This is a genomic window from Flavobacterium sp. CLA17, assembly GCF_013112255.2.
GTDB lineage: Bacteria > Bacteroidota > Bacteroidia > Flavobacteriales > Flavobacteriaceae > Flavobacterium > Flavobacterium circumlabens.
Genome location: NZ_CP068294.1, coordinates 3,111,604 through 3,135,868, shown reverse-complemented (window position 1 = coordinate 3,135,868; position 24,265 = coordinate 3,111,604). Strand labels below are relative to the sequence as shown.

At 33.5% G+C, this 24,265-nt stretch carries 18 protein-coding genes and 1 tRNA gene; 13 read left to right on the top strand and 6 right to left on the bottom strand.

The window, feature by feature from the left end; translation table 11 throughout:
* Positions 1-55: 55 nt before the first annotated feature.
* The 6 genes from HAV12_RS12775 to HAV12_RS12750 all read left to right on the top strand — a co-directional run bounded on the left by HAV12_RS12775 (position 56) and on the right by HAV12_RS12750 (position 13,739).
* A complete protein-coding gene (locus HAV12_RS12775; RefSeq protein ID WP_171569988.1) occupies positions 56-562 on the top strand; it encodes an amino acid permease in 507 nt (168 codons plus the stop codon).
* Entirely contained in the window at positions 534-1,067 is a 534-nt protein-coding gene (locus HAV12_RS12770; RefSeq protein ID WP_171569987.1) for a hypothetical protein, read from the top strand. Before HAV12_RS12775 ends, HAV12_RS12770 begins: the two co-directional genes overlap by 29 nt.
* A gap of 45 nt (positions 1,068-1,112) precedes the next feature.
* On the top strand, positions 1,113-1,634 hold the full coding sequence (locus HAV12_RS12765) for a hypothetical protein (RefSeq protein WP_171567932.1): 522 nt from the start codon (positions 1,113-1,115) through the stop codon (positions 1,632-1,634).
* Positions 1,635-1,883: 249 nt separating this feature from the next.
* Positions 1,884-7,118, top strand: coding sequence for a DEAD/DEAH box helicase (locus tag HAV12_RS12760; RefSeq protein WP_171569986.1), 5,235 nt, complete (start codon positions 1,884-1,886; stop codon positions 7,116-7,118).
* 48 nt (positions 7,119-7,166) lie between these two features.
* Positions 7,167-10,004: a helicase-related protein gene (locus tag HAV12_RS12755; RefSeq protein WP_171569985.1), complete on the top strand. Its 2,838-nt coding sequence runs from the start codon at positions 7,167-7,169 to the stop codon at positions 10,002-10,004.
* Between the two features lie 3 nt (positions 10,005-10,007).
* The gene (locus HAV12_RS12750; RefSeq protein WP_197984793.1) at positions 10,008-13,739 is read left to right on the top strand and encodes a DNA methyltransferase; all 3,732 of its coding nucleotides are present in this window, start codon (positions 10,008-10,010) and stop codon (positions 13,737-13,739) included.
* On the opposite strand, the gene HAV12_RS12745 is transcribed toward HAV12_RS12750, so the two are convergent.
* Positions 13,736-14,866: a type IIL restriction-modification enzyme MmeI gene (locus HAV12_RS12745; RefSeq protein WP_197984792.1), complete on the bottom strand. Its 1,131-nt coding sequence runs from the start codon at positions 14,864-14,866 to the stop codon at positions 13,736-13,738. The genes HAV12_RS12750 and HAV12_RS12745 overlap by 4 nt on opposite strands.
* A gap of 91 nt (positions 14,867-14,957) precedes the next feature.
* Between HAV12_RS12745 and HAV12_RS12740 the strand changes: the two genes are divergently transcribed.
* The 4 genes from HAV12_RS12740 (at position 14,958) to HAV12_RS12725 (ending at position 19,096) form a co-directional block, all read left to right on the top strand.
* A complete protein-coding gene (locus HAV12_RS12740; protein ID WP_171569984.1) occupies positions 14,958-16,124 on the top strand; it encodes a site-specific integrase in 1,167 nt (388 codons plus the stop codon).
* Positions 16,125-16,334: 210 nt separating this feature from the next.
* Positions 16,335-17,108: a hypothetical protein gene (locus HAV12_RS12735; protein WP_171567931.1), complete on the top strand. Its 774-nt coding sequence runs from the start codon at positions 16,335-16,337 to the stop codon at positions 17,106-17,108.
* A 270-nt stretch (positions 17,109-17,378) separates the two neighbouring features.
* A complete protein-coding gene (locus tag HAV12_RS12730; RefSeq protein WP_171569983.1) occupies positions 17,379-17,549 on the top strand; it encodes a hypothetical protein in 171 nt (56 codons plus the stop codon).
* Entirely contained in the window at positions 17,546-19,096 is a 1,551-nt protein-coding gene (locus tag HAV12_RS12725; RefSeq protein ID WP_171569982.1) for a recombinase family protein, read from the top strand. Before HAV12_RS12730 ends, HAV12_RS12725 begins: the two co-directional genes overlap by 4 nt.
* Here HAV12_RS12725 and HAV12_RS12720 read toward each other — a convergent pair.
* A tRNA-Arg gene (locus HAV12_RS12720) sits at positions 19,062-19,135 on the bottom strand. The two genes, HAV12_RS12725 and HAV12_RS12720, sit on opposite strands and share 35 nt — an antisense overlap.
* 112 nt (positions 19,136-19,247) lie before the next feature.
* On the opposite strand from HAV12_RS12720, the gene HAV12_RS12715 reads away from it, so the two are divergent.
* Together HAV12_RS12715 and HAV12_RS12710 are read left to right on the top strand one after the other, a co-directional pair.
* Entirely contained in the window at positions 19,248-19,760 is a 513-nt protein-coding gene (locus HAV12_RS12715) for an adenine phosphoribosyltransferase (RefSeq protein ID WP_171569981.1), read from the top strand.
* A gap of 35 nt (positions 19,761-19,795) precedes the next feature.
* Positions 19,796-20,560: a hypothetical protein gene (locus HAV12_RS12710; protein ID WP_171569980.1), complete on the top strand. Its 765-nt coding sequence runs from the start codon at positions 19,796-19,798 to the stop codon at positions 20,558-20,560.
* An 8-nt stretch (positions 20,561-20,568) separates the two neighbouring features.
* Here the strand turns inward: HAV12_RS12710 and HAV12_RS12705 are convergent, their stop codons facing one another.
* From HAV12_RS12705 to HAV12_RS12690, 4 genes are read right to left on the bottom strand one after another with little or no spacing between them, the layout of a single operon-like run.
* Positions 20,569-21,219: a response regulator transcription factor gene (locus HAV12_RS12705; protein ID WP_132036882.1), complete on the bottom strand. Its 651-nt coding sequence runs from the start codon at positions 21,217-21,219 to the stop codon at positions 20,569-20,571.
* Entirely contained in the window at positions 21,197-21,994 is a 798-nt protein-coding gene (locus HAV12_RS12700; protein WP_132036881.1) for a sensor histidine kinase, read from the bottom strand. The genes HAV12_RS12705 and HAV12_RS12700 overlap by 23 nt, the downstream gene beginning before the upstream one ends.
* Positions 21,967-22,614 carry a hypothetical protein gene (locus HAV12_RS12695; protein WP_132036880.1) on the bottom strand — a complete coding sequence of 216 codons (648 nt, stop codon included), beginning with the start codon at positions 22,612-22,614 and terminating at the stop codon, positions 21,967-21,969. The genes HAV12_RS12700 and HAV12_RS12695 overlap by 28 nt, the downstream gene beginning before the upstream one ends.
* 7 nt (positions 22,615-22,621) lie before the next feature.
* Positions 22,622-23,062, bottom strand: a complete 441-nt coding sequence (locus HAV12_RS12690; protein ID WP_171569979.1) for a hypothetical protein — start codon at positions 23,060-23,062, stop codon at positions 22,622-22,624.
* Between the two features lie 293 nt (positions 23,063-23,355).
* Between HAV12_RS12690 and HAV12_RS12685 the strand changes: the two genes are divergently transcribed.
* The gene (locus tag HAV12_RS12685) at positions 23,356-24,180 is read left to right on the top strand and encodes an N-acetylmuramidase family protein (protein ID WP_171569978.1); all 825 of its coding nucleotides are present in this window, start codon (positions 23,356-23,358) and stop codon (positions 24,178-24,180) included.
* Positions 24,181-24,265: the final 85 nt, after the last annotated feature.

Genomic DNA, 24,265 nt, shown 5'->3' with positions numbered 1-24,265 from the left:
AATATAGGCAATAGGCAGTTTGAAAAAAAATCGAATTGCTTGTAAAAAAATCCAAATGAAAAATAAAATTGCGCATAAATTAAATGAATTGCAGGCAACAGCAATTTGCGGCAACGATATTACATCTTCCTGTCTTTACGTATCGGCTCTGACCATTGGTTACGCCGGTCAGTATGCCTGGATTTCACTGCTTATTGTGGCGTTCGTCTTGTTGCTTTTCCGTAAAATATATGGTGAGGTAGTGGGAGCATTGCCTCTTAACGGAGGCGCTTATAATGTGCTTTTAAATACCTCGACCAAACGTATTGCCTCTTTTGCAGCTGTACTTACCGTATTGTCCTATATGACAACAGCGGTGATATCAGCAACCGAAGCTATGCATTATCTGAGCACTATTTTTCACGGACTGCATATACTTATAGCAGCGGGTGTGGTATTGTGTCTCTTTACGATATTGGCCATTATTGGTATTGGTGAATCGGCATTTGTAGCTGTTGTTATATTTTTGGTGCATTTGATTTCCTTAACGCTTCTTGAACTTTTTCTTCTTTCTATTTGGTGAACAAAAAAATCCTGGAGGTGTAATCGGTGAAATTTTTGCGATAAGGATATATAGAGCACTAAATCTACTTAAGGAAAACCAAAATGCAGGTTTTTCATTTACTAAGAGACGAGTTGCTGATGCGCTAGTAAGATATTTGCTTAATATCGGCATGTCATTCTCTATACCATTACAAAGTTTAATGTCATTTCTTGAAGAGTTACCCTACTTTAAGAATCATATAGACAGGTACTTTGAATTTGATTCACTCCAAGAATTATATATTATTGAAGAACCGGCTTCGGAATCTATTGACAAAATATTTTATGATATTCTAACTGAAATTGCCATTTATTTTGCATGGGTAGAGACAAATGATAATAATGAAATCAATAGTAAAGAAATACCAACTCCGCCTTCGGACTATACGGTTGAATTAAACAAAGAAGGGCTCAGATTTGACCTAGATATTGAAGATGATCAAATAGAAGATGATCTTGAAAATATCCTCTATGCCATGTTTTAAAAAATAACAGCAAAGCTTTGTAATTAAAACTTAACTAGTTTTTACATGAAAATATTGATTTATAAGAGGACACACAAGGGAGATCCCGACGCTAAAGGTATTTTTGGCAATCAGGATTGCATGGGAAAAGTAAGAAACTGGAATTACGATGCAGTGATAGGCATTGGAGGAAAGACACCATGGAAAGAAGATCAAGATATTAAATTCAAGATCAACTGGATTGGATTAGGTCCAAAGAAAGTTGAATCTACTTTGCGCGGCCCCGGTGTTGTATTTTCAAACTTCGCCTTATTTGAAGAAACCGGAGAAGACATTGAAGATAATTATCCGCATCTTTTTGAATATATGTATGGAAGCAGAAAGCGATTTGACATGTCTTCTACTTTGCCAGCAGGTGTATTTATGGAAGTTAAAAATATTTTAGACTCTGCTCAAATTTATCCACCATCCCCAGAATATCATGCTGAAAATTTTAATGGATTTTCTAAAGGAAGTCATGGTGTCACAAAGCAATGTACAGGTTGTTACAATGGAAAGAATATAGAAATTGAAATTGATCAGCATTGAGCTGTTCTTACTAAAAAATATATAATAATGTCGAAGCTAATTTTATTTATTAAAAAACTAATTTGCCTTTAGAAAACGGTTTTACGGAAAAGCGTAAAATTAATTAAAAGTGATTTTATATGTTTGGTGTTGATCCGATCAGTATAAGGATTTCTAGAATCTAGTGTTTGTGTCAAAAATAAATGAGTTGCCACAATATGACAATCTATCTAATACATTTTATTACATTTACTACAAATACAATCTTGAATGGATGCCTTTAAAACTCACGAAAAAGTAATATCTGATTACAAATCATATTTACAATCTTTTATTAATATTAAAGACGATAGAATTTCGAATTTTGTTAATAATTCTACTTTAGTCAACAATATATTACCAGAACCACTTATACAGTTTAACCCTTCTTTTGAAAGAGGAAAATCTTTCGATGAACTAATTCAGGAAAACACTATACATCCAAATTTATCTAAGGCTTTGGGCTCTTACAAATTGTATAGGCATCAGGTTGAGGCAATTGAAATAGGTATTCAGGATAAAGGATTTGTAGTAACTTCCGGAACTGGTTCGGGAAAGTCTCTAACTTTTTTGGCTACTATTTTTAATGACCTTTTTAAAAGAGGAAAAGGAAAGGAAAAAGGAATGAAAGCTATATTGGTTTATCCTATGAATGCCTTAATCAATTCTCAGGAAGAGGAAATAAAGAAATATAAAATCAATTATTTAGAGAAATATATAACTCTTCAAGAGATTGACAAAAGGAACAAAAGTTTAGACCAAATTATTGACCAATTAGAAAGTTTAACAACCGAAAGGTTTCCTATTACATTTTCAAAATATACAGGACAAGAATCGGGAAACATTAGAGATCAGATAAAAAATAATGAACCAGATATTCTTCTAACTAATTATATGATGCTGGAATTAATAATGACCAGACAATCTGAAAAATGGTTAAGAGCTTCAATGACTAAACATCTGAAATATATTGTTTATGATGAACTCCATACATATAGAGGCAGGCAGGGAGCTGATGTAAGCTTATTGAATCGAAGAATTCAGGCTCTTGCTAATAACGATTTAATTTTTATAGGTACTTCCGCAACTATGGCTTCGCAAGGTTCCCCCACTGAAAAAAAGGAAAAAGTAGCTGAAGTTGCAACACAAATATTTGGTAAAAAATTTCCTTCTGAATATGTTATTAATGAATACCTTGAGCCCTGTACTTTAGCCAAAAAGGTAAATCCTTTTGAGTTAGCCAATGCTATACGTAATGGTATAGATTTGGAAAGAACAGAAGAGGATTTTATTAATAATGATCTGGCTAACTGGTTAGAAATGAATGTTTCCTTGAAATATAATCATAATATTCTAGAACGAGGAAAACCTTTAAGGATCGACCAAATTGCTGAAAATATACAAGATGAAACATCTTTGTCGAAAGATGAAATTCGAGATACACTTTCAGAGCTTTTAAAATGGGCAGAACGAATCAATGAAGACAATAGAAGGAAGGGAACTCGTAAATCATTTCTTCCTTTCCGCTTTCATCAATTCATCTCTCAGACAGGCTCCATTTCGGTAACATTGGAACCAAGAAATATGAGGCATATAACTTCATCCGATGAACCCTTTGCTAAAATTGATGGGAAGGAGAGAAAACTGTATCCATTACTTTTCTCTCGTTATTCAGGTTATGAATTTCTATGTGTCGAATTAAACATCCAAGAAAATGAACTATTACCTATCATCCCTAATAAAGAATTTGTCAATAAGAAAAAATCAGAAATTAATCAGAAAAACCCAGATTTAGAAGACTTTAAATTTGGATATATAGTATTAGATGAAGGAGAAGATTTCTGGAATACAGATTTTAGTGATTTAGTACCGGCCGAATGGTGGAACAAACAAGGAAACGCTCTACTTCCATACTATCAAATGTTGATGCCACAAGAAATATACTTTAATAGTGATGGAAATTTCTCCTTTGAGCAGAAGTTTCCCACGAAAGGTTATTTCATTCCTGCAAAATTAAGAATCGATCCGACAGCACAAATTGTTTATGAAGATAGCAAGACAAGTGATTTTACAAAGCTTTCCAGGTTAGGATCAGAAGGAAGAAGCACTGCAACTTCTGTCATTTCTTATGCTGTAGTTAATAGCCTTTCAGAACAAGGTGAAAATTTGCAGGATCAAAAACTATTAAGTTTTACAGATAATAGGCAAGATGCTTCTTTACAGTCAGGGCATTTTAATGACTTTTATACAACTGTTCGTTTACGATCGGCACTTTATTCTGCTTTAAAAGCAAGAGAGATGCCTTTCGAAATACATGAGATAGCAGAATCTTTATTTCAAAGTCTGGCATTAAAAGAAAAAGATTATGCATTATATCCATCGAAAGATATAGATTTTCCTGATGATAGAAATATTGAAGCACTTAAAGATTATTTAAAATACAGAATATTTCAAGATTTAAAAAGAGGTTGGCGATATACCTTACCTAATCTAGAACAAGTAGCACTTTTGAATATAGATTATAAGAATCTAGATAAACTTTCAGAATTAGATGATCGTTTTGAAAATCTTGGATTTTTAAGAAAAACTTCTAAAGAGATTAGAAAAGAGTTTTTAAGAAATGTTCTGGACTACTTTAGAACCAATTTTGCTCTTGATCATAAATTTTTTAAAGATATAGCCAATATAGAGGAGTTAATGCGAGACAGATTACATCCGGATTCATTATGGTCTCTTGATTATAATGAAAATTTGGACAAGCCTGCCGAAATGGTTATAGCAATTCCTTCTCCCAGACCAAAAGGAAAATATTTAGTATCAATGGGGCTTCGGTCTAATTTAGGTAAATACATCAATCGTTGCGTAGTTGAAGCCGGTGATGTAAAATTGAATAGGGACATCTATACTAAGTTTGTTCAAGAACTACTTATTCAACTTGGAAAGGCAAACCTGATAACAATAGAGCAAGATAAAAAAAATACTGATTTACAATATTATAAATTAAGAGCGGATCAATTATTATGGATAAAGGGAGATGAAAAAACATTAAAATTGGATCATACACGATTCAATTTTCAAGCAGAATTACCAGCATTAATCCCAAATCTTTATTTCCAGAATTTGTATAAAACAGATTTTAGCAAATTCAAAAAAGAATTAATCGCAAAAGAGCATACAGGCCAAATTAGTTCAGCGCAAAGAATCGAAAGGGAAGAACAATTCAGAAAAGGAGAAATTTCCACATTATACTGTTCTCCTACAATGGAGTTAGGAATTGACATAGCTAATCTAAACATTGTACATATGCGTAATGTACCTCCAAATGCAGCTAATTATGCTCAAAGAAGTGGACGTGCAGGAAGAGGTGGACAAACAGCCTTGGTTTTTACATATTGCTCTACGATGTCACCGCATGATGTTAATTATTTCAAAAATTCAGCAGAAATGGTCGCGGGTGTAGTGCAGCCTCCTAGAATTGATTTAATAAACGAAGAACTTATAATAACCCATCTTAATGCTTTTCTTTTAATGGAACTTGAGATAAGTGAATTAAAAGCTTCAGTTGCTGATATATTAGATTTATCGGATGAAAGAAATGTTTATATAAAAAACGATATTATAAAAAGAATAGAGCATCTTGTTTCTCTTTCGAAGAATGATTTGTTAATTGAGTTTGAAAAGATAGCATATTCTTTACTGCCGGAACTTAGTAAGACCAATTGGTTTACTCAAAAATGGATATTGAACAGGATAGAAAGTTTTCCTTGTCAGTTTTCATTATCATTTACTCGCTGGATTAGGATGTTTCAAAATGCTTGTGTACTTAGGAATAAAGCCCAGGCTATTTTAGATAATCATACTTACAAAGGAGATAGTACAGAAAGGAAAGAAGCTGCTAAACAAGAAAGGTTTGCGAGAAAGCAAATAGCTTTATTTAAAAATGAGGAGCAACAGAGTTCCAGTAATTCAGAGTTTTATGTATTTCGTTATCTGGCAGCTGAAGGATTTTTGCCAGGCTATAATTTCACACGTCTTCCAGTTCGTGCGATATTAGGTAAAAGTTACCGTGATGATGTAGAAGTTCTTTCCAGACCTCGTGCATTGGCTTTGTCTGAATTTGGACCTGCAAATACCGTTTATCACTCAGGTAGCAAATTTAGAATTAATCGAATGGTTGTTACGGATCTTGAAAATATTACAGAAAAGATTCTTATATCCAAGAAAACAGGATATGCCTATTTTAATGATGAAATCAATGTAGCGAATATTGATCCTATTAGTAAAAGTCAACTAAAAGGAGATGATATCGAGCTATTTTCTAAAGTCATCGAATTTTCTGAATGTGAAGGTATACCAATACAAAAAATATCTTGTATTGAAGAAGAAAGAAGCCGTTCAGGTTATGAGGTTTCATCATATTTTAATTTTCCTCATGGAATTGAGAATGCAGAATCCGTTGTCTTAAAAAAAGGTGGCGAAAAATTACTTCAATTGTATTTTAGCAAAACAGCGAATCTGATAAAAGTAAATAAAAAAGCAAGAAAATCACAAAGTGAGGGTTTTAAAATTGATCAAAGAAATGGTGTTTGGGTGCAAGAACGAAATCTGAAAGATAATGAGGAATTGCATCAGAATACCAGAGATATAATGCTTTATACAAAAGACACTGCTGATGTTTTGTACATTCAACCTTTAGGCAATATAGGTACGACCCCTGATCAAGTAATTTCGTTAAGCTATGCTCTTAAAAGAGGGATAGAAAAGTTGTTTCTTGTAGAAGAAAGTGAGATGGCTGTTAGTATAATGGGAGATAAAGAAAAACCGAATATTCTTATTCATGAAGCATCAGAAGGCTCCTTAGGTATACTATCACAATTAATTTCTGATCCTATTAAAATGAAAGAATGGTTTAAAACGTGTTATGAAATCCTTCATTTTAACTCAGAAACTAGAGAAGAAACTGAACAGGGTAGAGAGCTTCCTCATGCTACTTATCAGGATTTATTAAGTTATTATAACCAAATTTATCATCAGCAACTTAACCGTCATATAGTCAAGGAAGTTTTAGAATATTTGATGGATTGTGAGATTGAGCTGGTACAGCGTGGTGGAAGTGATCGAAACGATCAATATGAATATTTACTGGAAACATATGATAAAAATAGTAGCACAGAATTGAAACTAATAAAATATCTATATGAAAACGGTTATGCACTTCCTGACCGTTCACAAGTAAATTTAGATAATTATTATATCAATGCAGACTTTGTTTATAAAAATAATTCGGGTTTTTCATTAATATTCTGCGATGGTTCAATACATGATTTGGAAGAAATAAAAAAACGCGATGAAATGATCAATCAAATATTGAAGGAGGGTGCATATGACGTAATCCGTTGGCATCATAAAGAATCTTTAGAACAACTGATACAAAGGCGAAAAGATATTTTTAGAAAAGTTCAATAACGTCTAATTAAAACTCACAGGTAAACAATAATTAAGTAAGACTAAATAATGAATACTAAATATACTCCAGGGAACTTAGTAAGATATCGTAATCGCGATTGGATGGTACTTCCATCTAATGAAGATCAGATTATATTGGTGAAACCACTTGGAGGTTCTGATGAAGAAACGACAGGTATTTTTCTGCCTTTGGCAAAAGATATTGAAACTTTAGAAAAAGCGACCTTTAAAGAACCAAATCAAAATCAGATAGGCAACTTTGAAACGGCAAAACTTCTTTATAATGCTTCGCGGCTTTCGTTAAGAAACGCAGCAGGACCATTCAGAAGTATGGGTAAGTTATCCTTTAGACCAAGATCATATCAGGTTGTTCCATTGGTAATGGCACTAAAGCAGGAGATTACACGATTACTGATTGCCGACGATGTGGGTATTGGAAAAACAATTGAAGCTTTACTCATCATCAAAGAGCTTATCGAAAGAGGTGAAATCAAAAGATTTGCAGTAATATGTCCGCCTCATTTGTGTGAACAGTGGCAACAAGAGTTAAAAGACAAATTAGATATTGATGCAGAGATTATCCGGTCTAGTACAGCATCCCGTTTGGATCGTATGGTACCTGATGACCGTTCTGTGTTTTATCATATACCATATCAAGTCATTTCTGTTGATTATATAAAAATTGATAAGCGTAGAGGCATTTTCCTGAATGATTGTCCTGAATTAGTTATTGTGGATGAAGCTCACACATGTACATTACCAAAAGGGGCATCTTCAAAAAACCAACAACAACGCTATAATTTAATTCACGATATTGCTTCAAATAAGGGACGACATTTGCTATTACTTACTGCAACCCCCCATAGTGGTAAGGATGAAGAATTTCTTTCTCTGCTGGGGTTACTTAATCCAGCTTTCGAAAAATTGAATTTTGAGAAACTCGAACAATCTGATAGAAGAAAAATAGCACAATATTTTATTCAACGTAAACGTGAAAATATCCGTAGATGGTTAAACGAAGAGACTTTATTTCCTGATAGAGATTCTAAAGAGGTTGGTTTTACACTATCAGAAGAGACTAAAGCTTTTTATAACGAGTTAGTGTCTTTTGCACGAGGAATTTCAGATGTGGAAACAGATAATGAAAATACCCGGCTTTTACGTTCTTGGGCTGCAATTGCTTTAATTAAAGGAGCTATGTCAAGTCCAGCGATGGCAAAGGAAATGTTAGAAAAACGTCAAGCAAAGCTTGCACTAGAAGATAATATTGCACAAGTTAGTCTTGAAGCTGTCGAAGATACATTGTTTGAAGAAAATGATTTTGGAGTGGATTTCTCGAGATCCGATTTGTTGAATGCAGTGGATTATAAAACAGCGGAATTGGAAGGTCTTTCTAAATTATTAACTCTAGGAGAGTTTCTAAATATACATACCGAAACAGATCTTAAAATAAAGCATACTATTGATCTTATCAAAAAATGGCTTAAGGAAGGGTTTCAGCCGATTATATTCTGTCATTACATTGCGACAGCAAAGTATGTAGAAGAAAAACTAAAAGAAGTTCTTCCAAAAAACATACAGGTACAGGCTATTACTTCCGAACTGGCGGATGAGCAACGTAAAGAAGAAATTCAAAGGATGGGAGAACATGAAAAAAGAGTTCTTGTAGCTACAGATTGTTTAAGTGAAGGAATTAATTTACAGGATCATTTCAATGCGGTTTTACATTACGATCTTCCTTGGAATCCAAATAGAATTGAACAGCGGGAGGGTCGAGTTGACCGTTTTGGGCAGGCATCAAAGAGTATTAAAACTTATATGCTTTATGGAGAGAACAATCCAATGGATAAATTTATTTTGGAAGTATTAATTCGCAAAGTACGTGAAATTCAAAAAAGTATTGGAGTTACTATTCCGATCGGTGAAAATAATAAATCACTTATGGCTGAACTCACCCAAAAGATTTTGAAAACCGAATCGGAAACAGAACAATTAATACTATTTGCAGAGGAAAAAATAAGAATTGACAATGAGTTAGAGATGGCTCGTAAAAAAGGGGAAAATCTACGCTCAATCTTTGCACAAGAATCTGTAGATGCAGAAGCAATTAAAAAAGATTTACAAGAGGTTGATGAAGCTATTGGTGATCCGCAGGCTGTAGAAAGTTTTACGGTATACGCTTTACAATCCTTAGGAGCCTCAGTTAATCTTGACAATGACGGATATAATGTACAGATAACGAATCTTCCAAAGCATTTGCAAATTGCTTTACTTTCTAAAACAGAACAACTAAAAGGAAAAACAGAAACTAGGATTGCGTTTGCTTCTCCTACTCCAAAAGGCTACCAGTATGTCGGACGAAACCACCGTTTTGTGGAACAACTTTGTCATTATATTGTGAGCAATGCCTTTGAAGAAGAAGGCAATGCTTATGGTATGGCGCGAACTAGTGTAATTCAAACGGAAAGTGTTCAAAATAAAACCACCATGGTTATGTTTCGTGTACGAAATGTGGTTAAGGAAGTACGTTCAAAAAATGAATCAGTGGCAGAAGAAATGTATTTATGGGGATATACAGAAGATAAAAACGGTTTACAATCCATAGACTTTGAACGAGCACAAAAGCTATTGAACGACGCTGTTCCTTTGAGCAATCTGCCACTAGAGCAACAAAAACAAATTTTAAAAATAGAATTAAATTCTTTTGAAAACAAAAAGGATGCATTCGTAGAAATTGCGACAAGACGTGCCGATAAATTGGTCGAGGCACATGGAAGATTTAAAACATTGATTGGTGGGCGAAGTTATGAAAAATCAACTCCGGTACTTCCACCTGATGTTATGGGTGTCTATATTTTATTGCCTAAACCTAAAGCTCTTTTTTAAACTATGAAATTAACAACAATAAATATACAAGGAAACATTTTTACTAGCGAAATTCTAGAAAAAATTCGCCAAGATGATATTAGTTTTCAGAAACCACAAGATTTCGGTTTAAAACCTAATGAACAGGTTCGTGATGAGATAAACAATGCCTGGAGTATTCTTAATACGCATTGGCAAATTTTTAAACAAAAACGGAGTTCATTTTCACAGATAGATAAGGGAATTTCTGAGACCCGAAAATATTGGATTGTTCCCTTTCTCAACCTTTTGGGATATGAGGTAACATTATCAAATGCAGAAATTGTCAATGGGAAATCCTATGCGATCTCTCATAGAGCTTCAAATAAAGATGATTTTCCGATACACATCGTTGGTAGTGAACAATCAATGGATAAAAGAGCTGAGAGCGGACCACGACTTTCTCCGCATTCATTGATTCAAGAATATATCAATTCCACTGAACATATTTATGGATTTGTCACAAATGGTAATTATTTTCGTGTGTTGCGTGATGCTACAAGACTTTCTAGATTAAGTTATTTAGAGTTCAATCTCGAACAAATGATGGAAGAAGGGCATTATGCCGAATTTGCAATTTTTTATCGTTTAATACATGCTTCACGTATCAATGATAAAAAAGAAGATGGGAAAGATTCATTTCTAGAATATTATCACAATGAAGCCTTAGCTTCAGGATCTCGTATTCGCGAAAGATTAAGTGTGGCTGTTGAAAATTCTATTCTCACTCTAGCAAATGGTCTGCTTTCGCAGCAAGAAAATATAGGATTAAGGAATGCGTTTGAAGAAGGAACATTGTCAGCTAAAGAGTACTACTTGCATATTTTAAGATCTGTATATCGTATTTTGTTTCTGTTAGTCATCGAAGAACGTAATCTTATTTACAAAGAAAGATTAACCGAAAGTGAAAAGAAACTTAAAGAGATCTATTACCTATATTACAGTATCCAACGCCTCACATATCTTGTAAATAAAGTCATTTACATTGACCCAAAGAAAACAGATCTTTGGCAGTCATTAATGACAACGTTTAGACTTTTTGAAGATAGTCAGTACGGCAAGGAATTAGGTATTAATTCCTTGAGTTCTGGGCTCTTTAAGCAAAATGCTATAGGAAAAATTGATACAACTACGCTGAATAATAAAGATGTACTAACTGTGTTTAAATCTTTAGTTACATTTGAAAATGAAAATAAGCAGACCATTCGTGTAAATTATGCCGATCTAGATGTAGAAGAATTCGGTTCGGTGTATGGAGGACTGTTAGAATTTGAACCTGTAGTAGAAAATGGAGAGTTTAGATTTAAACGTGGCGATGATCGATCTTCATCAGGGTCGCACTATACCCCCGAAGAATTAGTAAAACCATTAATCAGTTATTCATTAGATTACATTATTGCAAATAAAATTAAAGAAGCTGATCCTGAAAAAGCTCTTTTGAGTATTACGGTATGTGATGTTGCTTGTGGAAGTGGTCACATTTTACTTTCGGCTTCTAGAAAAATTGGGTTTGAATTGGCAAGGCTAAGAAGTAATGAAGATCAACCAACACCATCTATTCTGCGTTCGGCAATTCGCGATGTGATAAAAAACTGTATATATGGAGTGGATTTAAATCCATTGGCAGTGGAACTCTGTAAGGTAGCTTTATGGCTGGAAGCTCATGATCCGGGCGAGCCTTTAAATTTTTTAGATCATCATATTAAAAACGGAAATGCCATCGTTGGATTGGCACATTATGATGAGCTTCAAAAGGGTATAGCCAGCGAAGCTTTTAAGACTCTACCTGGTGATGAAAAATCAATAGTCTCAGCATTAAAAAAACGTAATGACGCAGATCGCAAACTGCAAATGAGCGAACTATTTAATTTAAACTCAGTAGATGGAGATTTGATAGATATTCAGAAATCTTTAGATAAGTTCAATCAAATGCCGGAAGATACTTCTGAGCAGATTGAAAAAAAAGGAGATGTCTATCGTGATTTGACCAATGGTAAAAAATGGCACAGGCTTAAACAATTGGCAAACTTACAAGTAGCGCAGTTCTTTATCCCCAAAACTACAGAAAATAAAGAAAAATTAACAACACATAGCCAATATCAAACTTATCTAAATTCCGGTAATGATATCTTAGACAATGGTGAAAGTATGGCAATTGCAGAAAACAAAAAGTTCTTCCACTGGTTTCTAGAATTTCCAGAGGTTTTCCAGCAAGGTGGTTTTGATTGTGTTTTGGGTAATCCCCCATTTTTAGGTGGACAAAAGTTAAGCGGAAATTATGGAACGGACTTTCTGGAATATCTAAAATATACCTATAAGCCAATTGGAGCGGTAGATTTGGTAACATATTTCTTTAGAAGAATATTTGATGTTATTAAATTAAATGGATTCCAGTCTCTAATTTCGACAAATACTATTGCTCAAGGCTCTTCAAGAGAAGGCGGTTTAGATATAATTTGTTCAAGTAATGGGGTAATTAATCACGCTATCCGCTCTATGAAATGGCCAGGACAAGCAGCTGTTGAAGTATCATTAATTACAATTCATAAGGGTGAATGGAAATCTCCCTTTATTTTAGATAATAAATCGGTAGAGAGAATAACAGCATATTTAGATGATTCCGAAGTTTTAGGAAAACCTATGCCTTTAATGTCAAATAAAGGAAAGAGTTTTATAGGAAGTTATGTTTTAGGAATGGGGTTTGTTTTATCTCCTGACAAAGCTGAAAAACTGATAAAAAAAGATCCACGAAACAAAGAAGTATTGTTCCCGTATTTAAATGGTGATGATCTAAACAGTAATCCCGAACAAAAACCATCCCGATGGGTAATTAATTTCTTTGATTGGGATGAAGAAAAGGCAAAGACTTATCCTGATTGTTATGAGATTATAGAAAAATTGGTTAAGCCCGAAAGACAGCGTTGGAAAAAAGGCAACGAAGGCGATGAAATTGTTGGTACATATGCATTAAGAAAACCATTACCGCAGAAGTGGTGGATATATGGTGAAAAGCGACCAGCTCTTTACAAAGCCATATCTGAGTTAGACCAGGTAATGGTCTTAAATCGTCATGCTAAACATTTATTAATCTCTATTGGTAAGAATAATATCGTTTTTTCTGAAGCAACTGTTTTATTTGCACTTAATACATTTTCAGAATTCGCGATCTTAAATTCTTCTATTCATGAAATATGGGCGTGGAAAAATAGCTCGACAATGGGAGCTGCTACATTGAGATATTCTGCGAGTAGAGCCTTCGAAACCTTTCCTTTTCCTAATAAAACATGCCAATTAGTTGAAGATCTAGGTCTTGATTTATATAAGCTTAGGATGGAGCTGATGTTTAAATATAAAATAGGCTTGACAGATTTACAAAATATTTATCATAAAAGAAATTTGAAATCAGATAGTCCTTATTTCGATGATATTATATTATTGAGGGAGCTTCAAAAAAAAACAGATTGGTTAATTATGGAAACATACGCTTGGGAAGACATCCAACTACAACATGATTTTTATGCTATGGAATATTTACCTGAAAATGATCGGATACGATTTACAATTCATCCGCAAGCTCGTAGAGAAATTTTAAGACGTTTACTTTTGCTTAACCATCAACTTTACACAGAGGAAGCGTCTAGAAACGTAAAAATCAAGCTTAATTCTAAAAAAATTAATAGTAAAAAAAAGGAAAATAATTCCCCGAAATTATTTTAATCATCGGGGAATAGTGTATTGTGTGGTGTTTTAGGAGTAAGTTTCTGTCTCATTTTATCGATACTTCTAAGATTATCTGCATGTGGCTCCTCTCTATATTGTTGCAAGTTTAATAATAACAATCTCTTTAGGATTTCTTTTCTTGCAATTGGGTGTATTGAGAATCTTACGCGATCATTTTCTGGAAGATACTCTAACTTATAGAAGCCATGTTGTAGTTGGATGTCATTCCATCCGTATATATCTACTACGGCCTGATCCATCTTAATATATAATTTACGCAGTTCTTTAATATCAGCTATTGTATCCTCATAGTTGTCTAAAATTGATTTTTTTTCTAAATGCATTTTTAGATATCGAACATGATTGTCTTTCAAATCTATAATTTCTTGAATACCTTCAGAATGGAATAAATTATAGATTTTTGTTAAACCTAATCCGATTTTACTCATTAAAGACTTTCTATGAAGATGATATTGTCTTCCTATACTTTCTAAAAACATTGTGTTGTCTTTTGGGAAAGGATAGTTTTCAAAGCAATCTGTAGTTGAATAATTCAAAGTTCCTGACCCCAAAGTTGATGAATACTTCCAACACCATAGATTATGGATTGAACTGGAGAGAATCGCAAAATTGTGAAAATCATTTAAAACTAATACGCCCAATTTATGCATAAAAACAGTATTTGTCTGAGAAAGTTCAAATGATGAATATTTACTAACTAATGGAATAACCATTACCTGGTCTAACTCAGATATGGTCGCATAAAGTTCTTTTCTTGGTCGTAAAAACTGCCACCATTTATCTTTACCTCCTTTATCTTTTTGGATCAATCGTTCTGGCTTGACCAAGCGCTCTACAATATCAAAACAGTCTTTATAAGATCTGGCTTTTTCTTCCGACCAATCGAAAAAGTTAATTACCCAACGAGTAGGTTCTTGAGTAATACTGTTGTTGAGATCATCACCATTAAGGTAAGGAAATAATACCTCTTTATTTCGAAAGTCTTTTTCAATCAAAACTTTTGCCTCTTCAGGTGTCAATATAAATCCCTTTCCAAGTACGATGCTCCCTTGAAAACTCTTTCCCTTATTTGATATTAAGGGCATAGGTTTTCCTAACTCCATCACTTTAAAGCATAGTTACTGATTTTTATTGTTTTAAAAATAGCATCTTGCAAATTATGAATAAATTCACTTCATAAATACTTCAGTAACTATGAGCATACAAATAAGCTATCGTTTTGTAATAAAAAAAGAAAAAAACAAACAAGGATTATTCCCAATTTATCTAAGAGCATTTTTAAAAGGTAAAAAAATCGAAACAGCAACTCCAGTAACCATTCCTTTTAGAGACTGGTCATTGAGAAAACAAAGAGTAAAGAATAATAATAAAAACCATGAGAGGTACAATATGATATTGGATGCAATTGATAAAAAATCTATCACGTTATTAGTACATAATTTTATAAATGAAGAGTTTCCTTTAACATTAGTGCAGTTTAAAGATAGGCTACTCTCAATAAATCACAACTCAGCTGGAAAAAGTTTCACCGATTATATTCTGAATTATTTAGAAGAAAATAAAGTAAAATTTAAAGTAGAAACTTGGTTTGGATACAAATCTCAGATTTCTAAAATTCTAAAATTCAAAAAAGAAATTTACTTTTCAGATATAAACGAAAAATTTATTAATGACTATAGACAATATATGCTTAACACTTTAAGCAATAATGAAAATACCGCTAGCAAAAGCTTAAGAGTGCTGCGTACCTTTGTCAATATCTCAATTCGTTTTGGCTATATAAAAGATAATCCCTTTCAATATACTTCAATAAAAAAAGTTGATGGAAAAAGAGATTTTCTTTCAATTGAAGAGTTAAATAAACTTGATGAATATTACTTAAATGATAATTTTTCAAAAACAATAGATAAAGAGATTTTGGGTTATTTTTTATTTGCTTGCTATACAGGTCTAAGATATTCCGATTTAAAGACTTTTTCTATTAATTCAATAGTTAATGACTCGATACATCTTAGAATGCATAAAACTGGTTATTTAGTAAATATTCCTCTAACTAAAAAGGCTAAAATATTTATTCCGAAAATCTCATCTGATAATGATTTTGTCTTTAGAGTTTATTGTAATAAAGTAACAAATAGGGTCCTTAAAAATATAGGAATAAAAATAGGACTAAATAAAAAAATCACTTGTCATGTTGCAAGACATACTTTTGCTACAGTTTCAATTTCATTGGGAATTCCGATAGAAGTTGTGAGTAAATTATTAGGTCATACTAGTATTCGAACTACACAAGTGTACGCAAAAATTGTTGATACGGTTAAAATAAAAGAAATGCAGAAATGGGATAATTTAAAAAATTAAATATGTCTAAAAACTTTGTAAAATGTTTTATGTATTTGTATTTCATGATTTTATGTTTATATTTGTATATGCTTGTTGGCAAGCATGCCCGTTCGTGCAAAGATTTTATCAGCCAATAGTTTAATAATGCAAACCTACCTGCTTATTATCCAAACAAGATTACGAACGCGAAAGTCAGGATAATACAGCCGGTGTTAAAAGGAATGTATTATGGAAACTATTGAGTATTTCAAACTGCAAGCAAAAAATCTTTACAAAGATTTTAAAACACAAAAGTCTTATTTTGATGCCGATTATGGCCGTGAACTTTATCACTATACACCCAAGTATTTTGATATAGATGCTCTTGTTCTCGATTTTGATATCGAAGAAGAAAATTTTACACTAATGAAAGCTCAGCATTACATTGCAAATTTGGCTGGATTTATAAAATGGACCGAAATGCTGAGTGCTTCTTCCTCAGCATTGAAACTATCTAAACTTCTGTTCAAAAATATGCATAAGATTAGTGTTATTGAATGGGATATTTATATCTTGGCACAACAGCGCGAGAATGGTTTTGCTTTCGATGACGATTTTAAACTGGATATCTTTGAAACAGTTTTTAGTCAAGTAGATGATCATCAATCCGATGGATATGATTATCGTTTATTACAATCTGAAAAAGTATTCGATAAAAATCAAAAAAGTAAGCCGAAGAAGAAGATAAACAAGTCATCTGTGCAAATTTTTGTATTACCATTAGCTGGCGATGACAGGTTAGAGTTTATCAGAACAGCTGATTTGATTTTCGAGAAAGTCTTGAGCGAAATTGAACTTATAAATCCTGAGTTAGTTAGAAAACTATGGGATGCAGGAAATTATATTGATGAAATCCTGTTAAAACCAGAAATGCTGCCAATCGATCGTGATTATGCACTTTCTCGGATCGATGCCTTTCTGTTTCATCATGTTATTGAACTTGCAGTTGAAACAGATGATTAGCGTGAAATTCTTAATTAAAGATTAAAACTTTTCTAAAGTGGTCAGTATTAAATTATACTGACCACTTTTTTTTAAAATTAATCTTGTAGTGATTAAAACCTTTTCTGTGAGCTATTCGAATTGTTTTAAGAAGTGCGTTTGTTATTATGCTTAAGAAATAAAAGGTTGAAGAAGGAAATAGACTTCCTCTTAAGGACAGATCATGATAATTAATAAGATTGAAGCACTTTTAATTTAAATTGCATTTTGTGGATTTTAAAAAAGTGTATTATGGAGAAAGATATTGACTACAGTAATTCAAAGTTGACACCGGAAAAAGCTTTACAGATGCTCAGATCTGAGGGATTAGATGTTACTATTGAACAGGCAGAGGAAATCTTGTATTTCTTAAGAATAATTGCTAATATCGCTGTGTTGAAACATTTAAATATAACAAAATGAGTAAGATAGCGGACTTGTATATTCGTGTAAGTACTGATGAGCAGGCAGAAAAAGGCTTCTCACAACGTAATCAGGAAGAAATGCTAAGAAAATATTGCGGCATAAACCAAATACAGATACGTAATGTGATATATGAAGATCATTCAGCAAAGACTTTTAACAGGCCTCAGTGGAAAAAATTTCTTGATGAAATAAAAAAAAATAAGAATAAAATTAGTTTGGTTCTGTTTATGAAGTGGGACAGGTTCAGCCGTAATGCAGGTGATGCTTATCAAATGATCAATGTGTTACGGAAACTGGGTATTGAACCGCAAGCTATTGAACAGCCACTTGATCTGAGTGTTCCTGAAAACAAAATGATGCTAGCATTTTACTTGGCCGCACCCGAGGTTGAAAATGACCGAAGGGCATTGAATACATTTCAGGGGCTTAGAAGGGGTAAGAAGGAGGGTAGGCATATGGGTATGGCCCCTTATGGTTATGCCAATAAAGTTACAGAAGATGGAAAAAAATATATCGCAATTGTGCCGGAGAAAGCCGTAAAAGTGATATGGGTGTTTGAACAGATTGCGAAAAATATTTTTAGTACTGAATCTATTTACCAAATGTCCAAGGAAAAAGGTTTTGCCATTTCTAAGAATAACTTGTGGCTTATCATAAGAAATCCACTTTATTGTGGAAAGATTGTTGTTCCTAAGTACAGAGATGAAGAGGAGAAATGGGTCAATGGACAGCATGAGCCAATTATCAGTGAGGGATTGTTTTATCGTGTACAGGATGTTCTTGACAGTAAAGCACGGACATATAGACCGAAAATTAAGACTATCGAGAATTTTCCTTTGAGAGGTTTTTTTCTTTGTCCAAAGTGCGGTCAGAAGTTAACAGGAAGTAAATGTAAAGGAAGAAATAAATATTACTATTATTATCACTGTGATAAAGTTTGTAAGTGGAGAGTGAATTCCGAAATAGCTAACAAGGTTTTTAAAGACCATTTAAATAAATTCAAACCTTTAAAAGAAGTTAAGAAATTATATACCGCAGTTCTACTTGAAGGTTACAGGGAGCATACTGGAGTAATAGCTGGCGAAAAAAAGAAGTCCCTTGAGCAGATTGCAGTTTATGAAAAGAAATTATCAGTAGCCAGAAATTTATTAGTTACCGAGAAAATCGATGCTGAAGATTACAATCTTATGAAAATTGAGTACAATGCAGTTATCAGTAAGCTGGAAAAAGACATTGGAAATGTAGAAGACGACAGGGTCAGTATAGAGCACCTAACCACGACTGGATTGGAAAACCTTTTAAAGCTTGGCGAAGCCTTTGATGGTGGGACTTTAGCTGATTCCAGGGAGATAATTGGTTTAATTTTTCCGGAAAATTTTACATTTTCAGAAAACAAAATCCGCACCGCCCGAGTCAATGAAATGGTTAATTGTATCTATCTGGTAAACAATAGATTACGGGTAAAAAAAAACGGGACAAAAGATGATATTTTTCTTTTGTCCCGAGTAGTGACCTCGACTGGATTCAAACCAGTAACCTCTTGAGCCGTAATCAAGTGCGCTATTCAGTTGCGCCACGAGGCCTTTTTTTTTCATTAAGCTAATTTTCGTAGCTTTAGTGAACGCTGTTTGCGGGTGCAAAGATAGAGATAAATGTGAGATAAACAAGGGAAAAATAACATAAAAATAAAAAAAAATGAAGATTGAAAATTATATACGTGATATTCAGGACTTTCCTAAAGAAGGAATTTTGTTTAAAGACATTACTCCGTTATTAAATGACCCCATTGCGAGGAAAGAATGCCTGTCGATTTTAGTTACGTCTTTAAATGGTCAGCCTATTGATAAAGTAATAGGAGCGGAAAGCCGGGGTTTTTTCTTCGGAATGTTATTGGCTCAGGAATTAAACGCAGGCTTTGTTCCGGTACGTAAACCTAAAAAGCTGCCGTATACGACCATTTCGGCTTCGTACGATTTAGAATATGGTACCGATACACTTGAGATTCATACAGACGCTATAAAAAAGGGAGACCGGGTTTTGATACACGATGATGTGCTGGCGACCGGAGGGACTGCAAAAGCCCTTGGCGAATTGGTTGAGAAACTTGGCGGAGAAATTGTACAGTTCAATTTTCTGATGGAACTTTCTTTTCTGAACGGAAGAAATAAAATTGAAGGACATCCAATTTTTGCCGTCCTAACTTATTAACTTTACTTTTCAAAACCGCTTAACTAAACGCCACAATGAGATATTTTCTTTTAGCATCACTTCTGTTATTATTTTCGTGTACGGATAAAAAAGTTTCAGTTCCAAAAGAATCAAATGACAGTTCCGGGATTCCTTCTAAAGAAATTGAAGTGACTCCTGAAGAAGTCAATGTGTTTAGCGCCATACGGCCTGATGAAAGACTAAATAAAGGAGAGCAGTACGCTGATGAAGTCGAATATGTAGATTATGATGCTAACGGCGATTACGCTTTATTTACCATAAAAAAAGGAAATGAAGTAGTAGCACTGCAGACTAATTTTGAAGGTTCTGATCAGTTCAACAGAGGTGACGTCCTAAAGATTACCTGGAAAATGGATTCTACTTATATAGCAGGTGAGGGGGAAAAACTTGAATTTACCGAGTGGCTTATCAATGCTGAAAAAGTAAAAGACGGAAGCGTTAGTTTGTTTAGGAAAAAATACAATAAACCGCTTAAGTATTCCTGGGCAGAGAAGGAAGAATATTCAAAAGACTTTAAAGATTATCTTTACACGCTGGTAGAATATTATTTGGCAAATTCGAAAAAAGAGCTTGTAAAGGCACACCTTCAGAATACCGATACCGAATTTGTTTTTTCGATAGAAGACCGCCAAAAAGACGGACGTGCATATACCGTTTTGGGAATTGCAAACGAATTCGAAAATCACACCAGCATCATTCAATGGCTTTATTTAGACAGCGAAACCAGAAAACTATACGAGTATGATTTACCGAATGACAAACTGATTGAATTTAAATAATGATTGCTTTACACCAGGACAATTTTGTGTTTGATGGCATATAAAACCAAACCGATCCGGGTTTTAATTTCGAGTTTATCAAATAAACACTCCCTGTAGCCGTCAATTGTTTTGGGGCTGAGACACATTTCAGAGGCGATTTCCTTGTATGTTTTTTCGCTGCAGGCATGTCGTATAAAAACAATTTCTTTTTCTTTTAAATTGATTTTTTTAGAATCGTCATTCGCTTTTTTGACCAGCATTCCCGAAACCAGTTCGGTAAAATAAAAACCTTTTTCAATCACACAGGACATGGCTTCCTTAAATATTTCCGGCGAAGTATCTTTCAGCAGATAACCTTTGGCACCATTGGCGATCATCTTGATAATGATTTCTTCATCATCATTGACAGACAGCGCAATCACTTTGAGGAAAGGCCTGTTTTCCTTAATCCATTTCATTGTCTCAACACCGTCCATAACAGGCATATTGACATCCAGTAAAATTAAATCGACGTCCGAGTCGGTATTTTCCTGAAGGTAGGTTATAAAAACTTTACCGTTTTCAAAACGGTTTATCACTTCAAATTCTTTAAAACTATTGATCAAAAGCTGTAAGGACTGTGAGAATAGCAAGTGATCGTCAACAATAATAATTTTATTCCTGGCTATTGGTTTCATCTGATGGGGTTAATGGATATTCTAATAGTAAACTTGTTCCGGATGGGTTTGATTCTATAATTAGCGTGGCGCCAATTAGTTTAGCTCTCAATTTCATGTTGCTTAATCCGATACCCGAATTGATTTTTTTAGTATCGTAACCAATTCCAAAATCTTTCATTTTCAACTGGAAAAGTTTTGCATTTGTCGTAATATTCACCTCATATAAATCGCTGTGTGAATGTTTCAGACTATTGTGCAGGGCCTCCTGGAAAATGCGGTAAATAAACAAATCATGACCTTCGTTAATCTTTGGTATTCTTCCTTTAAAATTATAATTGTATTGAATGTGTTTTAGCTTTTTTACGCGTTCCAGATCTTGTTTTATGGCTTCTATAAAATTGGTTTGAAGTAAATTATCCTTATTTATAATTCGGGATAAAATCCTGATTTCGTCTAATGATTTGGCTAAAACATTTTTAAGATCGGTAAGCTCTCTGGTCTGAATAGATTTATCGTCCTGTATGTACATATTAAGCTGCATAATACCTACCGAAACAATCTGGCCGATATTGTCATGCAGTTCTTTGCTTATTTCAGAAAGGGTCTGATCTTTTATTTCTATTCTGGTCTTTACTAACTCGGACTGAAAGTACATTTCAGATTCCATTTTTTCAACCAGATAATGGTTCTTTTTCTTCAAAAAATAAAAAAAAATGACAAGCAGCGTCATCAGTAAAGTAAAAAAAACAATACCTAACGAAATGACTAATAATTGTATTTCTTTTCGCTCCATACAAATCCGATTATATAACAACTATGTGCTAAAAAATTTAAAATAAACAGGACCAGACTGAATACAGATTCATCCTGTTTAATTAGGAACCATTTTATGGCGAGCATAAAAGGCAGAACGGGAACGTGAAAAACAAGTATACCTAAGATATACCAGAAAAACACCGATTTTTTAAAATTTAAGATCTTGTTTGAATTGAAAATCTCGACCAGATACAGGCACGAAAGCATCATAACCACTATAACGCCAACGGCGAAACTGTATGTAAAAGAGTGATTTATGTCTTTTTTGTAATATAAAATATTCAGAAAAAAGGAAATGATAAATAACATTAAAAACAGTACAGCCGAAATTCTGTTGGTTTGTTTCTGGAGAAGACTTCGAAGGAGTAATATATAGGCGGAAAAACTAACGAACATATAAAAATTATAAACATAATAATTTAACAAGCCCGTCCATTGTGTAAAAAAATAGCCAACAACTTCAGTTAATGCTGAAAACCAGATTAAAAGTACTAAAAACTTAGCTTTATTACCGGGAAGTTTATGCAGGGAAATCAATCCAATGCTTCCTGATAATATCGCGAGATAGATGATATACGATCTTAAAAATTCAAACATAATTTGTTTAGTATATAATGCTAGGAGGTCTTCCTATGTTGCCATAATTCATTGGGTCAAGGCTTTCGATATCAGCAGAAGCATCTTCTTTTGCCATTACAAAACTTTGTATCTGATTTGCATTTTCTTCTGCTGATAATGTCTTTTTTCCTGTTGCAGCCAAAAATAAAGTGGTTAAACCTGCTTTTTCGCCATGCTTTTCATCATCCGGATATACGCCAAAATAAAATCGGATGCCGTCTACTTCATATCCCGTATCGGCTCCATGGGTCTTAATATAATTAATGTAGCTTTCTAAAGCTTCCAGTGAATACCAAATGGCATTTGCATCTTCTTTTTTGGTTGACTTGTGAATTAGTTTTCCTCTTTTATGAGTGTAATTCAAATTCAGCTCTTTGGCGAATTCTTTTGTAATCAACTGACTTGGTTTTTCGGAAAGGTTTTTCATGATTTTTTTTAGTTTAAAAATAATTAGTTAAAATTTATTTGTGGTTTTGAAAATGTTCCTGACAAAATTATTTTAAAAGATAAAAGTGTACAAGGGTAAATTCACCCTTTTTTAGTAAGTAAAATTATTGAAAAAAAGGAGTCAAAGTACTGTTTTCTAATAATTTATAAAAATTTAATTTTATATCGTTCATTTTTGTCGATAAATAAGCGACACTAAACTTTAAAAATATATCTGACAAAATGTAAATTTTTAAAGGATACCACAACTAACGATACTAAAATTAAAAAGCAATGAAAACTTTAAAATCCGGAGTAAAATCAAGCGAAGTATATTATTTAAATGAATTACTTGCAAAACTAAATTACAGCGTTGTTGTTTCTGACTATTTTGGAGCTGCAACCGATAAAGCTGTTCAGGATTTCCAACTAAAAAACAATTTGGTTGTAGATGGTATTGTTGGGCTAAAGACCTGGTCTGCTCTTATGGAGAAAAGTGCAGCCGGTTTTTTATCCAATCCTAAATTGCTCTCAGAACAAAACCTGATTGATTTTTCGAATCATCATACTATTGAACTGGCGATCGTGAAGGCCGTAAATTTGGTGGAAAGCAACGGTAAAGGTTTTCTTTTAGACGGAAGACCAAAAATTTTGTTTGAAGGTCATGTTTTCTGGAGAGAGCTTAAACAGAGAGGTATTCATTGCGAAAATTATGTAAATGCAAATACCGAAAATATCCTTTTTAAGAAGTTTACCAGAAAATATTATGTGGGCGGCGCTGCTGAATATGTACGGTTGGAAAAAGCAATTCATTTAAATCCGGACAAAAGTTTTACTGATGCCGCCAATTGTGCAGCTTCGTGGGGACTTTTTCAGATTATGGGTTTCAATGCAGTTTCTATCGGATATCAGAATATAGACGAATTTGTGCAGAAAATGTACCTCAATGAAGGAGAGCACCTAAAAGCATTTGGATTATTCCTCGAAAAAAAGAAGCTGATTACTGTTTTGAGAAATAAGAATTGGGCAGAATTTGCACTGAAATATAATGGTGAAGGTTATAAGACCAATCGATATGATGAGAAGCTGAAAAATGCTTATTTGAAATTTTCGTCGTGAAAGATTTTTCAGTCGCAGTTTTCAGTCACAGGTTTGAATTCCCATGTCACAATTTTCATATCTTACAAGACAATAAATAATTAAA